16 protein-coding genes are annotated in these 17,428 nt (G+C 67.2%); 9 read left to right on the forward strand and 7 right to left on the reverse strand.

Going from position 1 to position 17,428, the window contains the following annotated elements; all coding sequences use genetic code 11:
- Window positions 1-18 precede the first annotated feature (18 nt).
- From gmd to HDA41_RS17635, 5 genes are all read left to right on the forward strand, one after another.
- Entirely contained in the window at window positions 19-1,101 is a 1,083-nt protein-coding gene (gene gmd / locus HDA41_RS17615) for a GDP-mannose 4,6-dehydratase (protein WP_184985051.1), read from the forward strand.
- Window positions 1,098-1,511, forward strand: coding sequence for a hypothetical protein (locus HDA41_RS17620; protein WP_221511547.1), 414 nt, complete (start codon window positions 1,098-1,100; stop codon window positions 1,509-1,511). Before gmd ends, HDA41_RS17620 begins: the two co-directional genes overlap by 4 nt.
- A gap of 250 nt (window positions 1,512-1,761) precedes the next feature.
- The gene (locus HDA41_RS17625; protein ID WP_184985053.1) at window positions 1,762-2,517 is read left to right on the forward strand and encodes a class I SAM-dependent methyltransferase; all 756 of its coding nucleotides are present in this window, start codon (window positions 1,762-1,764) and stop codon (window positions 2,515-2,517) included.
- 107 nt (window positions 2,518-2,624) lie between these two features.
- Complete coding sequence (locus HDA41_RS17630; protein WP_184985055.1) at window positions 2,625-3,926, forward strand: hypothetical protein; 1,302 nt, start codon at window positions 2,625-2,627, stop codon at window positions 3,924-3,926.
- A gap of 135 nt (window positions 3,927-4,061) precedes the next feature.
- Window positions 4,062-5,297: a lipopolysaccharide biosynthesis protein gene (locus HDA41_RS17635; RefSeq protein ID WP_184985057.1), complete on the forward strand. Its 1,236-nt coding sequence runs from the start codon at window positions 4,062-4,064 to the stop codon at window positions 5,295-5,297.
- Between the two features lie 88 nt (window positions 5,298-5,385).
- Here HDA41_RS17635 and HDA41_RS17640 read toward each other — a convergent pair whose 3' ends face one another.
- The 7 genes from HDA41_RS17640 to HDA41_RS17670 form a co-directional block, all read right to left on the reverse strand.
- Window positions 5,386-6,315: a protein kinase family protein gene (locus tag HDA41_RS17640; protein WP_184985059.1), complete on the reverse strand. Its 930-nt coding sequence runs from the start codon at window positions 6,313-6,315 to the stop codon at window positions 5,386-5,388.
- Complete coding sequence (locus HDA41_RS17645; protein ID WP_184985060.1) at window positions 6,312-7,061, reverse strand: class I SAM-dependent DNA methyltransferase; 750 nt, start codon at window positions 7,059-7,061, stop codon at window positions 6,312-6,314. The genes HDA41_RS17640 and HDA41_RS17645 overlap by 4 nt, the downstream gene beginning before the upstream one ends.
- A 55-nt stretch (window positions 7,062-7,116) precedes the next feature.
- Window positions 7,117-8,007, reverse strand: a complete 891-nt coding sequence (locus HDA41_RS17650) for a glycosyltransferase family 2 protein (RefSeq protein ID WP_260423334.1) — start codon at window positions 8,005-8,007, stop codon at window positions 7,117-7,119.
- A gap of 164 nt (window positions 8,008-8,171) precedes the next feature.
- Window positions 8,172-9,455 carry a glycosyltransferase family 4 protein gene (locus HDA41_RS17655; protein ID WP_230299604.1) on the reverse strand — a complete coding sequence of 428 codons (1,284 nt, stop codon included), beginning with the start codon at window positions 9,453-9,455 and terminating at the stop codon, window positions 8,172-8,174.
- A gap of 17 nt (window positions 9,456-9,472) precedes the next feature.
- Entirely contained in the window at window positions 9,473-9,655 is a 183-nt protein-coding gene (locus tag HDA41_RS17660) for a hypothetical protein (protein WP_184985066.1), read from the reverse strand.
- 250 nt (window positions 9,656-9,905) lie between these two features.
- The gene (locus HDA41_RS17665) at window positions 9,906-10,856 is read right to left on the reverse strand and encodes a WecB/TagA/CpsF family glycosyltransferase (RefSeq protein ID WP_184985068.1); all 951 of its coding nucleotides are present in this window, start codon (window positions 10,854-10,856) and stop codon (window positions 9,906-9,908) included.
- Window positions 10,853-11,854: a UDP-glucuronic acid decarboxylase family protein gene (locus HDA41_RS17670; RefSeq protein WP_184985070.1), complete on the reverse strand. Its 1,002-nt coding sequence runs from the start codon at window positions 11,852-11,854 to the stop codon at window positions 10,853-10,855. The genes HDA41_RS17665 and HDA41_RS17670 overlap by 4 nt, the downstream gene beginning before the upstream one ends.
- A 192-nt stretch (window positions 11,855-12,046) precedes the next feature.
- Between HDA41_RS17670 and HDA41_RS17675 the strand changes: the two genes are divergently transcribed.
- The 4 genes from HDA41_RS17675 (at window position 12,047) to HDA41_RS17690 (ending at window position 17,363) form a co-directional block, all read left to right on the forward strand.
- Complete coding sequence (locus HDA41_RS17675; RefSeq protein ID WP_184985072.1) at window positions 12,047-12,706, forward strand: sugar transferase; 660 nt, start codon at window positions 12,047-12,049, stop codon at window positions 12,704-12,706.
- A 113-nt stretch (window positions 12,707-12,819) separates the two neighbouring features.
- The gene (locus tag HDA41_RS17680; protein WP_230299605.1) at window positions 12,820-14,736 is read left to right on the forward strand and encodes a DUF4012 domain-containing protein; all 1,917 of its coding nucleotides are present in this window, start codon (window positions 12,820-12,822) and stop codon (window positions 14,734-14,736) included.
- A 133-nt stretch (window positions 14,737-14,869) separates the two neighbouring features.
- Entirely contained in the window at window positions 14,870-16,387 is a 1,518-nt protein-coding gene (locus HDA41_RS17685) for a tyrosine-protein kinase domain-containing protein (RefSeq protein ID WP_184985074.1), read from the forward strand.
- Between the two features lie 241 nt (window positions 16,388-16,628).
- Window positions 16,629-17,363 carry a glutaminyl-peptide cyclotransferase gene (locus tag HDA41_RS17690; protein ID WP_230299606.1) on the forward strand — a complete coding sequence of 245 codons (735 nt, stop codon included), beginning with the start codon at window positions 16,629-16,631 and terminating at the stop codon, window positions 17,361-17,363.
- Window positions 17,364-17,428 lie beyond the last annotated feature (65 nt).

The raw sequence follows: 17,428 nt of genomic DNA on the forward strand, positions 1-17,428 counted from the left end.
CCCAGCAAAGGAATCCGCGTGACGAAGACCGCGCTCATCACCGGCATCACCGGCCAGGACGGCTCCTACCTCGCAGAACTGCTGCTGGAGAAGGGGTACGTGGTGCACGGCATCGTCCGCCGCGCCTCGACCTTCAACACGCAGCGCATCGACCACCTCTACCGGGATCCCCACGACCCCGGGGCGCGTCTCTTCCTGCACTACGGTGACCTGACCGACGGAACCCGGATCGCGGGCCTGCTCGAGCGGCTGCGGCCCGACGAGGTCTACCATCTGGCCGCCCAGTCCCATGTGCGGGTGTCGTTCGACGAGCCGGAGTTCACCGGGGACGCCACCGGGCTGGGCACCACGCGGTTGCTGGAGGCGATCAGGACGACGGGCCTGCCCTGCCGGTTCTACCAGGCGTCCAGCTCCGAGATGTTCGGTGCCTCCCCGCCGCCTCAGCACGAGGGCTCCCCCTTCCACCCTCGCTCCCCGTACGGGGTCGCCAAGGTGTACGCGTACTGGGCGACGCGCAACTACCGGGAGGCGTACGGGATGTACGCGGTCAACGGCATCCTGTTCAACCACGAGTCTCCTCGCCGCGGCCCGACCTTCGTCACCCGCAAGGTGGCCACGGCCGCCGCACGCATCAAGGCCGGCCTGGAGGACGTCGTCTACCTGGGCAACCTCGACGCCCGGCGGGACTGGGGGTACGCGGCGGAATACGTCGAGGCCATGTGGCGGATGCTGCAACAGGACGAACCGGACGACTACGTGGTCGCCACCGGCGTCAGCTACAGCGTGCGCGACTTCGTCGAGCAGTGCTTCGCCCATGTCGGCCTCGACTGGCGCGACCATGTGCGGTTCGACGAGCGCTATCTGAGGCCCACCGAGGTCGACGACCTGGTCGGTGATGCCACGAAAGCCGAGCGGGTCCTTGGATGGCGCCCGACAGTCCGCGCCCCTGAGCTGGCTCGTCTCATGGTCGATGCCGAAATCGCGGCGCACGCGCCTTCCGTTCGAGACAGCCTGCCCGCGCCCGCCTCGATGCCGCAGATGGCAAGGCTCTTTCATGATGCGCCCACCACCAGCACTGCCGGAGAGAGGAACCCCGTATGACCGGCATCGCCACATCGAAACACGGGCAGCGAAGAAACAGCATGCACAACACGAGGATCGCCGACCCCTCAAGACCCGGACCTCTCGCTCACTCGGCTCGCGCCAAGCGCTGGCAGGAACGGCTGCGATGCTTCCCCGGCCTGGCCGAGATGCGCGTTCTGGCGCTCGGCGGGACCCCAACTGCATGGCGCAGCGCACCCGTCCGGCCCGTGCTCGTTTACTCGAACTCCGTGCTTCAGTACGTCGGCGGCCACTACCGGCGGCAGCAGTTCACCGAAACCGTGCACCGCCACGGGATCCACCACTGGGTGCAGACTCCCTACTCCCAGCACTGGCTGTTCGGACATGCCCCCGCGCCCAACGCGCATAAGCCATCCGTCATGTTCAGGAAGTCGAGCTTCTGCCGATGATTGAGATGCGGTCCTACTTCCCCGCCTCCCGTATCTGGATCGAACGCTTCGCCGGGCTTCCCAAATCGATGGTCGCGAGGAAGTGAAGGTGTCGGCAGTTCTCCGCCCGGGTGGATGACACCCCAAACAATCGGCACATCGAGTTTGCATCACCGGCATGAACCAACCAGATGGATTCACTTCGTATTCTGCGGTGTCCGTCGACGTCCGCAGCCCATGACGCAGAACGAGCGAGGGAGTAACGCATCCCATGGAAATCAGCCAGACCGAGCAGACTGCCCGAACGGTCACTGCCTCTCTCCTGGGACGCATGCGTAAGCCGATCGTGCGTATCCGCAGGATTCACCCTTGGCTCTATCAGTCCAGGCCCGCCCTGAACGGACAGCGATTCCGACAGGAGATGTTCCGCTCCCTGCTTCAGGAGCTTCAGCCGGACGCCGTCTTCGAATCCGGAACCTACCGCGGTGCCACCACGCAGTTTCTGTGGCATGTTTCCGGACGCCCCGTGTACACCGTTGAGAAGGACCCTGCCCTCGCTCGTCTGGCAACCCGGCGGTTCCGGGATGTCACAGAGATCAGAGTGATGAAGTCGGACTCAAGGAAGGCACTTCAGAGCCTTCGCGAGAACTCCTCCTTCCCGAAGTCCCGCATCTTCTTCTATCTCGATGCTCACTGGGAGGAGGATCTTCCGCTGCGCGAAGAGGTGGCCATCATCACCGAGGGTTGGACAGACTCGCTGATCTTGATCGACGACTTCAAGGTACCCGATGACCCCGGTTATGGGTTCGACACATACGCGGGGACACAGCTGTCGATCGAGTACCTGGGCGATGCGGTCGGGGCGTACCAGGTCTTCTGGCCCAACTGCCCCTCGAGCGAGGAAACCGGGGCACGTCGGGGCTGCGTACTGCTGGCGGCCCCGACCCTTGCCGACAGGATGGCCGCGCTGGACCCTGTGCGGAGTATGGGCGATGCCGTGCCACTTGGCCGAGCGGGCAGCCGGTGAACGCAGTCCCTGTATACCGGGCCGCGGAGTCTTCGGTAACAAAGGTACGTCGGCGGATCAAGCCAGGTATGACTGAGGGGGTTTTTCGGCAGACTTCGTATCCGAAGATGCGCACGGGTGGCCAGATCCGAAAGTCCGGCATGGAACTGGCGACCGCAGTGCTGCTGGGGCTGGGTAACGTCCCGTCGTTCCACCCACGTGGCGGGCTCACGCTCACGCACTTCATTGTGCTGGTCGGTCTGCCGGTATTCCTGCCGGTGGCGTGGAGGCTGCGTACGGCGCGTTGGCTCTTCGTGCTCCTTCTCGTATGGGCGCTCGGCATTGTGATCACGTCACTGATCACAGGAGACAGGCTGTTCAATGTCTGCCTTGCCCTCTCCTACCCGTGCACCATCGCCTTGAGCTTCTTCGGCGCCGTGTGGGCCTTCTGCCAGGGCTCGGCCGTCGCCAGGACGTTCGTCTGCTCCTTGATAACCGGCCTGATCGCCGCGAACGTACTGTACAAGGCGCCCAGCTACCACGTCGATCCGTGGAAGTACGCGTTGGGTCCCGTCATCACGATGTGCTGCATCCTGTTGGCTGCGGCATTGCTTTCCCGCGGTCACTTCACAGTGGCCGTCTTGGTGACCAGCGCTATCTGCCTATTCAACTTGCTCAGCGGTTTCCGCTCGCTGTTCCTCGTGACCTGTGTGTCCTTTCTCGTCACCGTGCTCACCGGGCTGACCGGCCGGCCACCCGGCCGTCGCCGCTGGTCGCGCTGCGTATGGGTGGGTATCGTCCTGAGCTGCCTCCTGGTGGCTCTCTACTCGGTATACGGGCAGTTGGCCAGCGACGGTACTCTAGGGCGAGAACAGCAGATCAAGTGGTCAAGGCAGGCGGACTCCGAAGGCGGCGCTGTCATCGGAGCCCGGCCCGAGATCGCCGGATCCCTGGCGCTGGTGGCTGAGTCGCCAGTGATCGGGCGAGGGGTCAAGCCGCATGTGAGTGCTCACAGCCGAAGCGTTTTCTTCAGGGCGTGGCGTGCCGTCAACGGCGGCGTTGAGGGGCCTCACGAGCGGTACTACTACTTCGGTAAAGGACTCCTCATCCATTCCATCCTGTTTCAGCGATGGTTGGAGACCGGGATCCTGGCAGTACCGGGTCTTGTTTTCCCGGTTGGCCTCCTGGGCGCTGCCGTGCTCACCTCGATCAGCGCCTCCAGCAGGTCATCGATACTGGTCTTCAGCTTCCTCCTCAGCCTGCTGCTGTGGGATCTCCTGTTCTCACCCTGGAGCCGACTGCACGGGGTGTACTTCGGCACCTCGGCGGCTGCGGCGGCCGTCTATCTGAAGACTCGAACCAACTGGTGGCCCATCGGAACAGTTGGTCGGCGCGCCGTTGAGGAAGACCGGCTCAGTCGCCAGAGGTGAACCGGCCCACAGGAAGTGAAATCAATGGGCTCATCGACAAGAGAAAGCTCGCACGCGGACGCCCCTGACATTTCCTCAGTCGGATACAGATCCGACCTACAGGCGGTCTTGAGGTCCCTTTATGCAAAGGCTGCCGTGCTCGTTCTCGCGGGAGCCGCCACGTTGGCGTCGGCGCGCAGCATCGTCGACACTCTGGGAATTGCTGGTTATGCGCTCGTCGCTCTGGTCAGCACCCTGCCGAGCCTGCTCGCGGTCTCCGAGCTCGGTGTCGGAGCCGCCGTGATCGACGCTTTTTCCAGTGGAAACCGCGAGCACATGCTCCGCACCATCACCGCGGGTGCCCGGACACTTCTGTGCGCAGGCTCTGCCATTGCCGTTTGCGGAGTGCTGACGGCTGTCTCGGGTGCGGCCGACGCACTCCTCGCCAGCACGTCCGGACCGGGCGCCGCCCCGTGCATCGCTGTCGTATCCGTGCTGTTCGGCTGCAGCCTGCCCCTCAGCCTGGGTGGGTCAGTGCTCGGGGGCTTGGGCCGCTATCACTTCGCCGTGCTCCTGCAAGGAGCCGGCACGCTCATCGCGTTGACCGTCGTGCTGCTGGGCGCCGCATATGACGCGCCCCCGGCCGTCTTCGCCGCGTCGGTGCTCATCGGGCAGTGTGCCGCCGGAGTGGGCAGTCTGTTGCTCGCCGGCCGCATGCTGAGGATGCGCCTGCTGCGTGTCGTACTCCTTCCGCTTCGTCGGTTCCCAGACACCCGGATCATCCAACTGGCAGGACCGATGGCCGTGATCAAGGTGACCTCCGCCGTCGCCTATGGTGCCGACCGACTTGTCCTCAGCAGTATCACGAACCCCGTCGCCGTGGCCGTCTATTCGGCGGGAGCCCAGCTCTACGCGCCTGCCTCCGCGCTTGTGGCGGCGGCGGCGCTGCCGCTTTGGCGAGTGTTCAGCAGGCACCGTCATACCTCTACGAAGACACCACGCCGTAACCTTCTGCGGCTCACGGCGTATTTCTCCGCAGGCGGCCTGGGGATTGGTGTCCTCCTGGTGACCGCCGGCCCCACTGTGGCAAGTTGGATGCTGCACGGCCGTGCTGAGGTCGGGCCGGGTCTGATGGCTGCCTTCTCGGTACTGGTCCTCACCCACGCGGTGAACTATCCCGTGGCGATGTGGCTCTCGGATCCGGCAGGGCTCCGCTTCCAGGCCGTGCTAGCCGTCCTCATGGCCGGCGTCAACCTGGCGGCATCCGTTCCGCTGGCCCACCTTCTGGGACCCATCGGCCCCGTGCTCGCCTCCGCAGGCGCTCACTTTCTGTGTGTGACCGTCCCATGCCATCGGCGGGTCTTCGCTCGTCGTGACTCCACGGCAGCGTAGTGGGCTCGGACACGCCGTCCCGAGACCTCGGCGAATCCGCTCACGATTTCCTCAGGCGGCCATGCGGAGGTCTGTGGGATGCGTGGAGTCAGGCGACCTTGAGGCCCAGCTCCGAGGCGACGTTGTCGCGAAAACCGCGCACCCGTCGGATGTTCGCCGCAGGGAGCGAAGCGAAGTAGGACTGGAGTGCTTGGTCGACCTCCGGCTGAGGGCAACCGATGCGCGTGGCAAGCTGTGCCAAAATCCCTTGGGATCCGGTCAGTTCACGGACTACGGTCCTCGCGTCGACCCATCCGAGATGTCCACCCGCCTGGACGAGATAGTGAATGACGTCCCGCAGGGGACGTTGGGCGAGCGATGCACTCTCCCAGTCGACAATGCCCAGCCCTTGGGGAGTTCTGAGGATGTTCCAGGGCGCCAAGTCGCCGTGTCCTACGGAGCACTTGCCGTTGCCTGATCTGCCGAGTGCCACCGTGATGTCCAGCAGTTCGTCGCAGGAGAGCAGTGCCGCCTCACGGCAGTTCGGCCAGGCGCGGCTCATCACCACGAAGTGGTCACCCACGAAGTCCGCGAAGAGGAGTTCGGGGACGTCGAACGGAAGCCCCATTGAAGGGAGCTTTGTGAGGACGTGCCCTTCGTTCTGGAGACGTTGGTCGTCGCGGGTGCCAACCTTGAGTACATAGCGAGGGCGGCCGGAAGCAGAGAGGGCGGCGATGCCTCTTCCTGGCGTGGACGAGTGCATGAAGGCCATGCCGTCGACTTCCTTGGGCAGTACGTGAAGGAAGGTGTCCGCGAAGGTCAACGGATTGTCGACCTTGGGCCCGAGCCTCACACGCATCAGGAGCCGGTCGAAGAAGGCAGCCGCACGGCCGGCGGGTCGCAACGGCCGATAGATGACGCGGGCGGCTGCCGTGCCGTGTCGTCCGCCCGTGCTCCGCAACTCGATACGCCGCCCCAGTGGGCCGGCGCGCATCAGCCCGCGCTGCCATGTGAACTGCCCGACGTCCACCTTTGTCATTTCACAGCCCTCGCCATGTACAGCTGCTCGACCATCAGTCCTCCGGTGATCCTCTGCAGCGTCGGCCTGCATGCGACCGCATCGGCCCTTCTCAGGGCAGTGGCAGGCAGATTGCGGTGCAGGACGGGTGGGAAAGCCGAGAAGCCGCGGCGGGATTCCATCCGGAAACCGGATGCCTGCAGCAGTTCGACGATGTCCCGGTGCCGCAGCTCGCTTGGTCGCTCCGGTCTGCTCTTGGGAACGCGTACTGCGATGGACCTCAGGCTGGGAAAGTGGCCATGGTTGTTCAGAATGAGGAGACCACCTGGCTCCATGTGCTGCCTGATCTTGCGGAGGACAGGAACCCTGATCTCTTCGGGCGCATTCAGGAGGAATCGAAAGACAGTGACAGCATCGTACGGGCCCGCCAGTAGGTTCTCGGTGAGTACGTTGCCGGTTCTGATGAGCACTCCCGGACTGGATTCGGCCGCACGCTTGGTCATCTCCACGGAGATGTCCACGCCCGTTAGCTCGTCCGCCACTTCTACCAGTTCCCGTAGAATACGGCCGGCCCCGCAGGCAAAGTCGAGAACCCTGAGTCGTCCGCGTCTTACCCGTTCCCTTCGAAGGTGCTCCAAGAGGACAGGCCTTTCGAGACGCCACACGTGGTCGTCGTAGCTTCCTTCAGCGTATTGGCGGGTATAGCTTTCCACCTTGTCCTCGTTGACGAACTTGACGTCGTATCCGGTCCATCCTGAACGCATCATCTGACGAACCTGTTCTTGTTGGTCACGGTTGGAAGTTCGGTCTCGCTGCCTGGTCTCAAGATGCAGCCCATCCGTTCACCAGCTGATTGGCCCGGCGGTGTGCAGTGTCGTTCAGCCACCAGCGAAGATCTTTACCCCGGGCCAGCCGGTTGGCTCGCAGCTGCCTGATGTAGCCATGGCTCACCACCTTGTGGGCAGCATGAACCGACATGCCTAGAATCCGGCAGGCACGCCGAGCCGGTGCTGTCCTGGGCAGGCCGTGCACCGAAGACAGGAGATCGATCTCGGCCTGGTGCCTTTCGGTGGGTTGCTGCGTGACCTGAGCGTCATGAATCCGATATGCCGCCAACGGGCGGGGCAGGTAGCGAAAACGTGCTCCGTCGGCCGCCAGTGAGAGCCATAGATTCCAGTCCATGACCCTGCGCATCCGCGGATCCCAGGCCGTCTGCGTCAAGCAACCACGGCGCACGAATGTGGCGCAGGACGGAATGAAGCACCCGTAATTCCTCAAGGTGAGTTGCGAAAAATGATGCGCAGGGAGGAGCCGTAGGTACCTGCCGTGTGCATCCACGAATACGCAGTCACCGAAGATCACATCTGCCTCCGGATCGGAGGCAATCACATCGGCTGCCGCCGCGACACCGCCCGGGAGGTAGAACTCGTCCGCGTTCAGCCAGCCGATCCAGTCCGACGTGGCACGGGCAGCAGCCCGGTTCAATGCGTCGGATTGCCCGCGATCAGGCATGCTTCTGTGATCCAACTGCGGGTGCTGTCGCGCAAGGTGCTCCAGCAGTTGCACCGATCCGTCAATGGATGCCCCGTCCTGCACGATGTGCTTGAGGCCGGGGTAGCACTGATGTGCCACCGAGACCACCGCATCCTCAATATACTGGCGGTAGTTCATATTTGGCGTGAGAATGTCAATCGTCGGTCTTCCAATTGCCAATGCGTTCTCCCTGTGGGTGCCTTCGAGTGCGACTCGACAACCGGAGATGGGCCCACGTCCATGCTATTTTCGGCGAGACATGCATCCACAATTGACACGCTGAGAGGTATTCGGATGAACAGTCGACCCAAGAAGCAGGAGTAGCAGGCGCCACCGCTCGTGCGTCAGCGCGGCGAAGGTTTGCCGTCACCTCGGGCCCGGCGATATGCGGCCTGCTGGACGGCGTCGGCATAGACGGCTGCAATTCCCTCCGTCCACGACCGCTTGGTGTAGTACCGGGCATGCATCTGAATGCACCGTTTGCGAAGCTCGGGGAAGTGGGTTCGGGCCGCGCGGAGCGCCTGCGGAAGCTCAGGGTCGGTGTAGACGGCACCCGTACCGATCCGGTGGACGTTGTCTGCCGTCGCCGATCCTGCCAGGGCGAGTACGGGCACCCCGGCAGCCAGAGCTTCCTGGTAGACGAGCGAGGCGGCGCTCTCGGGGCAGACGCTGGGGTAGATCAGACCGATGTAACGCGGTAGACGGGTTGCGATTTCAGTACGTGGGAAGGTCCCGAAGAACTGAATACCCGTCGGGGCAGCCGCCCTGCAAGCGGACTCCAGAGGGCCGGACCCGATCACATCGAGGGGCTCGTTCTCCGGCCAGTTCCGAAGCAGGGGCAGGATGCCTTTCTCCTCGCTCAAGCGGCCGACATAGAGCCATCGGGAGTCCCGATGTGCTCGCTCCGGGGTGGCAGCCAGTCGCATGGTCGCGTGCTCGACGTCCGCGAAGTTGGGCACCAGAGCGAGGCGTTCTTCCGCCACTCCGAGGCGGAGGAAGAGGTCCCGGCTGAGCTCGGAGAGCGCTACCATCCGGTCGGCCCGGCGCAGAAGCGGATGGGCTGCGGCACCGTGCCGTCCGGCCCAGGCGAGGGGAAGCGTGGCGGTGCGCGATCCTCGGTAACAACCGTGCCGCAGTCCCGCCCAGCTGTCGCCATCTGGGCATGCCGTGCACATGTTTCCCTTGCGAAACAACGTGGCGGCTGCGCAGGCCGAACGGTAGTTGTGGAGGGTAGCCACAATCGCGCCAGGCCAGCTCGCCAGCCAGGCAGTACCGAAGTTCGGGAACAGGTTGTGGACGTGCACCACATCGGGATCCAGACGGCGCAGCTCGGACAGAGGCGACCGGCCGTACCCCGTGCCGACACGGACGGCGGCTCGGAGGGCGTACCCGGGTTCCCTTTCCAGGTCGTCGGTGTGCCCGGTGATCACGGTGACATCGTGCCCGGCGGCACGAAGCGCCTCCGACTGGTCCATCACGGCAACGTTTTCACCACTGGGCTGGCGTGACGAGTAGAAGCTGTGCACCAGCGCCACTCGGTGGGTTGCGGGACGCCCAGGCGGACCATCGGCCCGGAGATGAGCTGTCTCGTTCACTCGGCCGTCCTCGGCATTCGTGTCGTTGATCAAGCGTGATGACCGTGTCATCAGCGGTTCCCGGCGACGAGTCCGAAGGCCGTTGTCGGGAAGAACCGTCCTCCGGCGGCCTGAAGCAGCCCCGACTGGGTGGACCAGTACCGCTTGACCTCCACCTCCTGGAAGGCTGGAGCGAGCAGGTCGCGCAGGGCATCCTCGTCCGCGCCGTCGTGGACGACGTGGCACTCGACCATGTCGGCCTCGCTGGCCTCGTTTGACTCTGTCCGAGTCGCCCGAGGAAGTACGCGTTGCGGTCCAAGCTCGTGGACTGCCGGGAGCGGCGGGGATACCCAAGGGGATCCGGGGCGCTCAGGAAGGCGCCACCGGGAACGACTTGATCGATGAGCTGCTCGACGATGCCCAGATAGTCCGGGATGTGGCCGTGCCCGATTTCGTGCCCACGCTCTCGCAGCTTCCGCATCGACGGTTTCACGGGAGTGATCGTCATGGCCGTACCCTAGGAACCCCACCGGGAGTCTCCCGGACCTGGCCGACGAGTTGGCCCGAATTCAGGCAATCGGCCGCCGGGTGCAGCGCACCGCCGCCGGTTCGCAGGGGGCGGCTCGCCTGGCGCACCACCCCCTGGACGAAGCGCGCGTTGCCGAACAGGTACCGGCGCCACAGGCGGCGTGGTTCGCAGCCGAGCCGGAACAGCCATTCCAGCCCGTTGTGCCGTATCCAGTGCGGTGCCTGCGGCTTGTTGCCGGCGATGAAGTCGAAGGCCGCGCCCACGGCCACGGCCACCACGGGCAGTGCGTCGCACAGTTCGGCGGCCCGGCGGTCCTGCTTGGGAGTGCCGAGTCCGACCCAGACGATGTCCGCCCCGGCGGAACGGATCTCCTCCACCTGCTGCCGCCGTTCGTCGACGGTCAGGGGCCGGAAGGGCGGGGAGCAGGTGCCGACGATCCGCGCCCCGGGATAGCGCCGCCGCAGCTCCCGGTGCAGTGCGTCGAGCACCTGGGGCGTGGAGCCGAGAAGGTAGTGGTTCAGGTCCGTGTGCTGAGTCAGGGCGAAGACGTCCGTGAGGAGGTCGGGTCCGTAGACACGTGTGCCCGGCAGTGCGGCACTGCGATGGAGCAGCCGGTTGGCCCACACGACCGGCTGCCCGTCGGGAAGGTTGAGGGAGGCCGAGCGAAGGATGCCGCGCAGCTCGGGGTCCCGGTCGGCCAGGGCGAGCGTGTAGGCGTTGGACAGGTGTACGTCACTGCCGCGCCGGGTGCCGGAGGCGCCGGGTCCGTCGGTGAGCCCATGGCGTGCCTCGCGCATCCGGCCGGCCAGGTGCACGACATGGCCGGCCGCACTGTCGCGGGTGTGCGCGGTGATGGGTACACCGAGGCACTCGACCACGGGAGCCGCCGTCACCGATGTCGTCCGACTGCTCGGCGGGGCGGTCATGAGCGGGCGGCTTCACAGCTCGGCGTGGATCCGGCGGGCCGCGCGCCGCTCCCGGCGATCTCCCCGGGGGTCAGGCGCCGGCGGAAGTCCGTGATGGTGTCGCACAGGCCGCGCTCCAGGGGAGTCGTGGGCTCCCAGTTCAGCAGCTCGCGGGCCAGGGTGATGTCCGGACGCCGTCGCTCGGGGTCGTCCTGGGGACGGGAGGTGAGCGTGATCTCGGAGCGGGACCGGGTGAGCTTGCCGATCCACTGCGCCAGCTCCAGCATGGAGACCTCGTGGGGATTGCCCAGGTTGACGGGTCCGCAGTGATCGCCGGCCAGCATGCGCAGCAGGCCTTCGACCACATCGTCGACGTAGCACAGGGACCTGGTCTGGCTGCCGTCGCCGGTGACCGTGATCGGCTCCCCGAGCAGCGCCTGGCGGATGAAGGTGGGGACCGCCCGTCCGTCGTCCGGGCGCATCCGCGGCCCGAAGGTGTTGAAGATGCGCACGATCTTGGCGTCCAGACCGCGGCTCCTGCGGTACGCCATCGTCAGTGCCTCAGCAAAGCGCTTCGCCTCGTCGTACACCGAACGCGGGCCCACGGGGTTCACATGTCCCCAGTAGCTCTCCGGCTGAGGATGGATCAGGGGGTCGCCGTACGACTCGGAGGTGGAGGTCAGCAGGAAGCGGGACCCCTTGGCGGCGGCCAGGTCCAAGGCGTGCCAGGTGCCGGCGGAGCCCACTCGGAGTGTCTCCAGAGGCAGTGTCAGGTAGTCCGCGGGCGAAGCTGGTGAAGCCATGTGAATGACGGCGTCCACCCGCCCCGGCTCGTCCATGCCCTGAGTGATGTCCCAGTGGCGGAACTGGAAGTGCCGGTCGCCCATGAGGTGCTCGATGTTCTCGGGGCTGGAAGTCAGGAAGTTGTCCACGCAGACCACTTCGTGGTCCGCCTGAAGCAGCCGCTCGCACAGATGGGAGCCGATGAACCCGGCCCCACCCGTCACTACTGCACGCATGCAGGTCCTCTCGGCCGCCCCGCCCAGGCTGGTGGACGAGGGCAAGCTTCGGTGTCATTGCCGAAGCTCAGATCGATGTCGTGATTCTATTCATTAGTCAGAAATGACCCGATTGGGACGTCGTGCGGGTCGAAATGCCTCTAGTCAGGGCACGTTTCACCCGTTCTGCCGCAGAAGGTGAAGGGATGCGGAATGCCGGTATCCACCGCGAAGACGGCTCATCACCGGCCGGCTCCCTGTCGGCGGGCGCACTGGGGAGTCCGGGCGGCCAAGCGGTCCATCGACTGCTTGGGGGCTGCCGTCCTGCTCCTGTTGGTGGCTCCGGTACTCCTCGCCGCCGCCGTCGCGGTGAAGCTCGACACTCCGGGCCCGCTGCTGTTCCGCCAGCGCCGCACCGGCCGGCGGGGCAAGGAGTTCCACGTCCTCAAGTTGCGGACCATGCGCGTAGGTTCGGAGCGGTTGCGCGCAGCCATGGAGGTGTGCAACGAGGCGGACGGGCACCTCTTCAAGATCCGCGAGGACCCGCGGGTGACCGCGGTCGGGCGGTGGTTGCGCCGTTACTCCCTGGACGAGTTGCCGCAGCTGGTCAATGTGCTGCGGGGGCAGATGTCCCTGGTAGGTCCCCGTCCGCTCCCGGTCGTGGACTCGGCGTTCACCGGGGAGGCCCGCCGCCGCCTGCTGGTCCGGCCCGGGATCACCGGACTGTGGCAGGTGAGCGGACGGTCCGATCTCGCCTGGGAGGACGCCCTGCGCCTGGATCTGGAGTACGTCGACACCTGGTCGCTCAGGCTGGACCTGGCGATCCTCTGGCGGACCCTCCCCGCCGTGCTGCGCGGTGACGGCGCCTACTGAGCCGGCGCCCAAGCGTCGCGGGGAGGGACCCACCTCCACGCCCGGCACCCCCCGCAGGGCGTTGCGGGGGGCCAGGGAGCCAGCGAACGAGATCAGCCAGGGAGTGACACCAGATGTCCGAGTCTCGCCGTGGTTCGTCGCGGGTGCAGGAACCACCGCTCGGTGCGGAGCGGGCCCGGCGGATTCCACACCGGTGGAAGGAGCGGGTGCTGCCCGTCGCCATCGTCCGTCGGCTGCGCGACCGTCGCGTCAGGATGCCGCTGTACGCCGCGGCCGGGCTGCTCCTGGCCGGTGCCGCCTGGATCGCGGTCACCGGAGTGCTCGCCCGCGATGAGCTGCTGGCCGCCCAGCGAAGTCTGGAGACATTGCGCCGGCAGGACCTCGCGCAGCCCGCAGCGGACCCGGCCACCGCGGCCGGCCCACCGGTAACGCGGACCGCAACAGCGCAGGACGCGGTGCGCAGCGCCGCCGGCCATGCCGCCCGGGCGCATCGGCTCACCACCGGCCCCGCCTGGTTCCCGGCGGCCCATCTGCCCGTTCTCGGCGGCCCTTTCCGTACCGTACGCGGTATCGCGGAGGCCTCCGACCGGCTGACCCACGACGTGCTCACTCCCCTGGTGCGCACCTTCGCGGAGCTCGAATCCACCGGGACGGACGACGGTCGGCACCTGAACCTCTCCGCGCTGCGCCGTGTGGCTCCCCTTCTCGAACAGGCCTCGCGCAGCGGATCGAGGGTGCGTGCCGATGTCGACGCCCTTCCGCACGGCACCTGGCTGCCGGCCACCGACCGGGCGCGCACCCAACTCGCCCGACAGCTCGATCGGATCGCCCCTCTCACCCACGATGCCGCCGCGGCGGCCCGGTTGATGCCCTCGATGCTCGGAGCGGACGGACCGCGGCGGTACCTGGCGGTGTTCGAGAACACCGCCGAGGCCCGTGGAACGGGCGGGCTGCCGGGAGCCTTCGCGGTGCTCAGGGCGGACCGGGGCCGACTGAGCTTCGAGCACTTCGGGAACGACACCGAGCTGAGCGAGGCGTATGCGGACGTCGACCTGGGAGCGGAGTTCGACGGGCTCTACGGCCCCAGCGCCCCGACCCGGACCTGGGTGAACTCCAACATGAGCCCGCACTTCCCGTACGCGGCGCGTATCTGGGCCGCGGCGTGGCAGCGGCACAGTGGCCAGCGTGTGGACGGTGCCTTCGGCCTGGACCCCGGTGCGGTCTCCGGGCTGCTCGCCGCCTCCGGCCCTGCCCGGCTGCCCGACGGGAGCGCCGTCACCGCCCGCAACGTCGTGGATCTCAGCGAGCGCGCCAGCTACGCGCTCCACCCGGACTTCAGGCAGCGCAAGTCGTACTTCCTCGACGTGGCGCGCGCGGTGGCCATCCGGCTGCTCGGTGCCTCGACCGACCCCGCGCGCCGGACCGCCTTTTTCTCGGCGCTGCACCGGCAGCTGGGAGAGGGACGGATCAAGGTGTGGAGTGGGCACTCGGCGGAGCAGCGCGAGCTCCTGGCGCGGTCGTTCGGCGGAGCGCTGCCCGAAGGATCCGCTCCGCTGGCCGGACTGGTCGTCAACAACGCGGCGGGTACGAAGCTCGACTACTACCTCGACCGCCGGCTCGTGTGGGCACCGGGCCGGTGCGTCGACGGCCAACGCGAGGTCACCGTGACCGTCCGCCTGACCAACCGGGCTCCGGTGTCGGGACTCCCGCCGTACGTCGTCCAGCGGGTGGATGCCCCGCCCTACGACACCCGGCCGGGTGACAACCGCCTGCTGGTGTCCTACTACGCGAGTGCGGAGGCCACCCTGTCCGGTGCCACCCTGGACGGCCGCCCCGCTCAGCTCAGTCACGGCGCCGAGCGGGGCCGCCCGGTCTTCACCCTCGACGTCGAGCTGCCCGCGGGCGCCACGCGCACCCTCGTACTCCACTTGCTGGAGCCTCCTGGGGACCGTTCTCCCCTCGTGCTGCGTCAGCCGCTGGTGCATCCCCTGCGGGCCAGAGTGCTCCCGAACGGCCCGTGCGCCGGCTGATCCGGCTCTCCGGCGGTACGGGACTCCCGTCGACTCGGCGGAAGGTGGTCACTCATGCACGTTTTCACCACATATAGCGGATACGATCACTCAGGTAGCGAATGTCAATATTGTGGCCCTTTGCACACCTGGGATGGATACCTTGGATCTGTCCGACTACCTTCGATTCCTGGTCAGGCGCTGGCGCGTCATCGCGGCGCTGGGCCTGCTGGGAACAGCGGTCGGCGCGTACGTCACCCACACCACCACACCGCAGTACCGGGCCACCTCGACGCTCTTCGTGTCTCTCCAGGACTGGGACGACACGGTCAAGCTCCAACAGGGCAACACCTTCGCCCAGGCTCGCGTCCGCTCCTATGCCGAAGTGGTCACCAGCCCCCACGTGACCGAACCGGTCGCCGAGTATCTGAGCCTGGACATGACGCCCTCGCAACTGGCCCGAAAGATCACCACGGAGGTACCTCTCGAAACGGTACTTCTCAAGATCACCGTCACGGACACCCGACCGTCCCGGGCGGCCCGGATCAGCAACGCGATCGCCCACCGCTTCGCCGAGGTCATCGCCGAGATCGAACGACCGGAGGGCGCCCGGCGCTCGCCCGTCCGGCTGAGCATCACCGAGCACGCCACCAGCCCCAAGGCGCCGGCTTCCCCGAACCTGGTGCTCAACCTCGCGCTCGGGCTCGTGGCTGGTCTGGGTCTCGGTACCGGCCTGGCGGTCGCGCGGGAGTCGCTGGACACCTCGGTGCGCAGCCGCAGCGACCTGACCCGGTGTCTCGCCGACACCGGCGGACCGGCCGTACTCGGCAGCGTCGTCCTTGACCAGAGTGCCTCCCGGCACGCGGTGGCGACGGACGACGACGCGTTCGGCCGGCGGGCGGAGGACTTCAGACGGCTGCGCACCAACCTCCGATTCGTGGACATCGACGCTCCGCCCAAGGTCATCGCGGTCACCAGCGCAGTGCCCGGTGAGGGGAAGACGAGCATCTCGATCAACCTGGCGTCCTCCCTTGCCGAGTTCGGCTCCTCGGTCTGCCTGGTCGACGCGGACCTGCGACGCCCCAGCGTGGCCTCTGCGCTCGGCCTGGTGCAGGACGCCGGACTGACCACCGTGATGATCGGCCAGGCGAACACCGAGGACGTGATGCAGTCGGCGGGCTCCTTCTCGGTGCTGGCCAGCGGAGCGCTGCCGCCGAACCCGGCGGAGATGCTGGGCTCAGCGCAGTTCCGCACCGTGGTGCGCTCGCTCGCCGACAGGTTCGACCACGTGGTGATCGACACCGCCCCGGTCCTCCCCGTGGCGGACACACCGGCGATGGCCTCGGCGGTCGACGGCTACCTGCTGGCGGCCCGGTACGCGAAGAGCACCCGGGGCCAGGTCACCGACGCCGTGCGCGCCCTGCAGGACGTCGGCGCCGCTGTGCTCGGCAGCGTCCTCAACATGGTGCCCGCCAAGCGCGACAGCGAGCAGTACGGCTACGGGTACGCGTACCGGCCCAGGACCTCGGGACGCCGGGAGCGGCTCCGGCTCCTGCCCCGGCTCCGCCACCGGGGCAGACCGGCGACGATCGGCGTCTTCCCCGCTCCGGCCGCGCCGACGGGGAAGGACACCACCCCGGCGAGTGCCAAGGAAGGCGGAGACCATCACTGAGCGAAGGGGGGACGCCGCGGACGGCCAGGACCGTATGGCCGGCCAGGGCGTCGCCCGGCAGGCGCCGCGCTGCCGGCCCGGCGTTCGCGGGCGCCGGGGACCCGGCGTGGCGGTTCGCGTCTCCCGGCCGATGGGCCGGTCCGCGCGGATGCGTGCGCTCCTGGCGCTCCCGGCCGTCGCGGCCGCGGCCCTGGGAGGCTCGGCACTGCTTGCCTCGTGTGCGGCTGACGACCGCTCACCGGTGCGAACGCAGGCCGCGGCCGGGTCTGCGGCAGGGTCGGTCGAGCAACTAGGGGTCAGGGTCCTCGATGTCCTGCCCCACGACCCGAAGGCCTACACGCAGGGCCTCGAGATGGCCGGGCGAATCCTGTACGAGGGGACGGGCAGGGCCGGCGAGTCGTCGATCCGCCTGGGCCCGCCCGGCCGGCCTCTCACCGTCCGTGCCGACCTGCCGGCACCGCTGTTCGGGGAGGGGGTCACCGTCCTCGGAAGGACGCTGTGGCAGTTGACCTGGCGGGACCACATCGCGATCGAACGGGACGCCGGAACCCTGGCCGAGCTGCGTCGTCTCCCCTACCCGACGGAGGGCTGGGGGGTATGCCACCAGCCGGGGCGCGGCCGGCTGGTCACCAGTGACGGTTCCGCTCGGCTGACCTTCCGGGACCCGCGAACGCTGGCCCCGACCGGTGAGCTCCTCGTCACCCTCCAAGGCCGTCCGGTGCCGCGGCTCAACGAGCTGGAATGCGTGGGCGACCGCGTGTACGCCAATGTCTGGCCCTCCGACCGGATCGTGCGCGTCGACACGGGCACCGGCGCGGTGACCGCTCAGATCGATGCCTCTGGGCTACTGACCTCGAAGGAGCAGCAGCACGCCGAGGTGCTGAACGGCATCGCCGCCCTCCCGGGCAGCGATGAGTTCCTGCTCACCGGCAAATGGTGGCCGAAGATGTTCCGAGTGGTTTTCGTCGCCAGGTGATCCGGTCTCCGGCCCGGTCGGCCGGGCCGGGCAGGACATCCCCCGGAGGGGGAGCGACGCTCACC

Source organism: Streptomyces caelestis, from assembly GCF_014205255.1.
Taxonomy (GTDB): domain Bacteria; phylum Actinomycetota; class Actinomycetes; order Streptomycetales; family Streptomycetaceae; genus Streptomyces; species Streptomyces caelestis.

Coding starts and splice junctions, on each gene's coding strand:
- HDA41_RS17620 (WP_221511547.1), top strand. CDS start 1,098: ATGACCGGCATCGCCACATCGAAACACGGGCAGCGAAGAAACAGCATG.
- HDA41_RS17625 (WP_184985053.1), top strand. CDS start 1,762: ATGGAAATCAGCCAGACCGAGCAGACTGCCCGAACGGTCACTGCCTCT.
- HDA41_RS17630 (WP_184985055.1), top strand. CDS start 2,625: ATGCGCACGGGTGGCCAGATCCGAAAGTCCGGCATGGAACTGGCGACC.
- HDA41_RS17640 (WP_184985059.1), bottom strand. CDS start 6,315: ATGACAAAGGTGGACGTCGGGCAGTTCACATGGCAGCGCGGGCTGATG.
- HDA41_RS17645 (WP_184985060.1), bottom strand. CDS start 7,061: ATGATGCGTTCAGGATGGACCGGATACGACGTCAAGTTCGTCAACGAG.
- HDA41_RS17660 (WP_184985066.1), bottom strand. CDS start 9,655: ATGGTCGAGTGCCACGTCGTCCACGACGGCGCGGACGAGGATGCCCTG.
- HDA41_RS17665 (WP_184985068.1), bottom strand. CDS start 10,856: ATGACCGCCCCGCCGAGCAGTCGGACGACATCGGTGACGGCGGCTCCC.
- HDA41_RS17670 (WP_184985070.1), bottom strand. CDS start 11,854: ATGCGTGCAGTAGTGACGGGTGGGGCCGGGTTCATCGGCTCCCATCTG.
- HDA41_RS17675 (WP_184985072.1), top strand. CDS start 12,047: ATGCCGGTATCCACCGCGAAGACGGCTCATCACCGGCCGGCTCCCTGT.
- HDA41_RS17680 (WP_230299605.1), top strand. CDS start 12,820: ATGTCCGAGTCTCGCCGTGGTTCGTCGCGGGTGCAGGAACCACCGCTC.
- HDA41_RS17685 (WP_184985074.1), top strand. CDS start 14,870: ATGGATACCTTGGATCTGTCCGACTACCTTCGATTCCTGGTCAGGCGC.